1 rRNA gene is annotated in these 3,090 nt (G+C 52.7%); it reads right to left on the reverse strand.

Annotated elements, in window-relative coordinates:
* Positions 1–80 precede the first annotated feature (80 nt).
* A 23S ribosomal RNA gene (locus tag H503_RS0110880) occupies positions 81–2,986 on the reverse strand.
* Between the last annotated feature and the right edge of the window lie 104 nt (positions 2,987–3,090).

Raw genomic sequence — 3,090 nt, forward strand, 5'->3', positions numbered from 1 at the left:
TGTTGTTGAAGGCATGAGCCCTCAAAACTTCATGAAGAGACTTCCTTGTCCTTTTCGGACTTCGATGAAAACTTGGCCCTTAAGTCAAGCCCTCGACATATTAGTACAGGTCAGCTTAACACATTGCTGTGCTTACACATCCTGCCTATCAACCTTGTAATCTTCAAGGTGTCTTACTAGATTACTCTATGAGAGATCTCATCTTAAGGATGGTTTCACGCTTAGATGCTTTCAGCGTTTATCCGTTCCGGACGTAGCTACCCAACTATACCCTTGGCAGGATAATTGGTACACCAGCGGTCCGTCCACTCCGGTCCTCTCGTACTAGGAGCAGCCCCCTTCAAATCTCTTACGCCCGCGATGGATAGGGACCGAACTGTCTCACGACGTTCTGAACCCAGCTCACGTACCACTTTAATGGGCGAACAGCCCAGCCCTTGGGACCGACTTCAGCCCCAGGATGTGATGAGCCGACATCGAGGTGCCAAACCTCCCCGTCGATATGGACTCTTGGGAGAGATTAGCCTGTTATCCCCAGGGTAGCTTTTATCCGTTGAGCGATGGCCCTTCCACTTGGATGCCACCGGATCACTAAGCCCTACTTTCGTACCTGCTCGCCGTGTTTGGCTCGCAGTCAAGCTCCCTTCTGCCTTTACACTCGTCGCGCGGTTTCCGTCCGCGCTGAGGGAACCTTTGGGCGCCTCCGTTACTCTTTAGGAGGCGACCGCCCCAGTCAAACTGCCCGCCTAACACTGTCCCGAGGATCGTTGCTCCTGCGGTTAGAATCCCGATATTCGAAGGGTGGTATCCCAACGGCGGCTCCCATGATCCCAGAGGACCATGCTCCAAGCCTCCCACCTATCCTGTGCGTCGAATATCAGAACCCAATATTAGGTTACAGTAAAGCTCCATGGGGTCTTTCTGTCCAGTCGCGGGTAACCTGCATCTTCACAGGTATTTCAATTTCACCGGGTCCCTCGTTGAGACAGTGCCCAAATCGTTACACCTTTCGTGCGGGTCGGAACTTACCCGACAAGGAATTTCGCTACCTTAGGACCGTTATAGTTACGGCCGCCGTTCACTGGGGCTTCAGTCAAATGCTTTGGGTCGAACCCGGACATCCTTCTTTAACCTTCCAGCACTGGGCAGGTGTCAGCACCTATACATCAGATTTCTCTTTCGCAGGCACCTGTGTTTCTGGTTAACAGTCGCTTGGGCCTCTTCTCTGCGACCACACTAGGCTCCAGGAGCAAGTCCCTTCACCACTGTGGCTACCCTTATCCCGAAGTTACGGGTACATTTTGCCGAGTTCCTTAACGAGGGTTCTCCCGCGCACCTTAGGATTCTCTCCCCGCATACCTGTGTCGGTTTACGGTACGGGCGGCAGCTTTCTCACTAGAAGCTTTTCTCGGCAGCGTAGGCTCAATCCCTTCGGGAACAAGTTCCCTCCACATCACGCCTCAGCCTCAGTACACGGATTTGCCTGTGCACCAGCCTGCACGCTTGTACGCGATCTACCATTCTCGCGCGGACCTGCCTTCCTGCGTCACTCCATCGTTCAAACGATTGCTGCCGGTACTGGAATATCAACCAGTTGTCCATCTCCTACGCTCCATGCCTCGGATTAGGTCCCGACTTACCCTGAGACGACGATCGTTGCTCAGGAATCCTTATGCTTTCGGTGGATAGGATTCTCACCTATCTTTTCGCTACTCATGCCAACATTCTCACTTCCCACCAGTCCACCGTCCCTTCCAGGACGACTTCAACCCAATGGGAACGCTCCTCTACCACGCGGTACAAGTACCGCATCCGTAGCTTCGGTTCCATACTTTAGCCCCGGGAATCTTCGGCGCAGGGCCTCTCGACCAGTGAGCTATTACGCACTCTTTAAATGGTGGCTGCTTCTGAGCCAACATCCTGGTTGTTTATGAGACCCCACATCCTTTTCCACTTAGTATGGCATTGGGGACCTTAGCTGACGGTCTGGGCTGTTTCCCTTTTGACAACGGGACTTATCTCTCGTAGTCTGACTCCCAAGCTCTGCAGCATAACCATTCGTAGTTTGACAGGGTTCGGTATCCTTTACGGACCCTATCCCGATCAGTGCTCTACCGCCTATGCTTACTGCTTGAGGCTAGCCCTAAAGCTATTTCGAGGAGAACCAGCTATCTCTGCGTTCGATTGGAATTTCACCGCTACCCACGATTCATCCGAAAGCTTTTCAACGCTCACCGGTTCGGTCCTCCACGCATTTTTACCTGCGCTTCAACCTGATCATGGGTAGATCACTACAGTTTCGGGTCTACGAACACCAACTATTCGCCCTGTTTAGACTCGCTTTCGCTCCGGCTCCGCATTTCCTGCTTAACCTCGCTGGTGCCCGTAACTCGTTGGCTCATTCTTCAATAGGCACGCCGTCGCTTGCGCTCCGACTGCTTGTAGACATACGGTTTCAGGTTCTCTTTCACTCCGCTCCCGCGGTTCTTTTCACCTTTCCCTCACGGTACTATGCGCTATCGGTCACTAAGAAGTGTTTAGCCTTGGAGGGTGGTCCCCCCGACTTCCCACAAAATTCCTCGTGCTTCGTGGTACTCTGGATCCCTGCCCCCTCGTCCTTCCTTTCACCTACGCGGCTCTTACGCTCTCTGGCTTACCTTTCCAGGTAATTCGACTAGGTAGGACTCGGTTGATGCAGGTCCGTAACCCCAACCATCCGAAGATGACTGGTTTAGGCTCTGCCCTCTTCGCTCGCCGCTACTGTGGGCATCTCGTTTGATTTCTCTTCCTCCGGCTACTTAGATGTTTCAGTTCACCGGGTTCCCCTCCCGTAGGATACCATCCCATGACGGATGGTGGGTTTCCCCATTCGGACATCCACGGATCAAGACTTGCTTGCAGTTCCCCGTGGCTTTTCGCAGCTTACCGCGTCCTTCATCGGCTCTTAGTGCCAAGGCATCCACCGTATGCCCTTAGTAGCTTGACTTATATCACTCGATTGCTCTTGTGACGTTTCAAGTTCTAAGGAACTTACGTTCCTTGGTTCTCGTTAAACTCATTTCTAAATTCGCATTTAGATCAGAGGTGCTT

The organism is Acidaminococcus intestini DSM 21505 (genome assembly GCF_000425045.1).
In the GTDB taxonomy this organism is placed as follows: domain Bacteria; phylum Bacillota; class Negativicutes; order Acidaminococcales; family Acidaminococcaceae; genus Acidaminococcus; species Acidaminococcus intestini.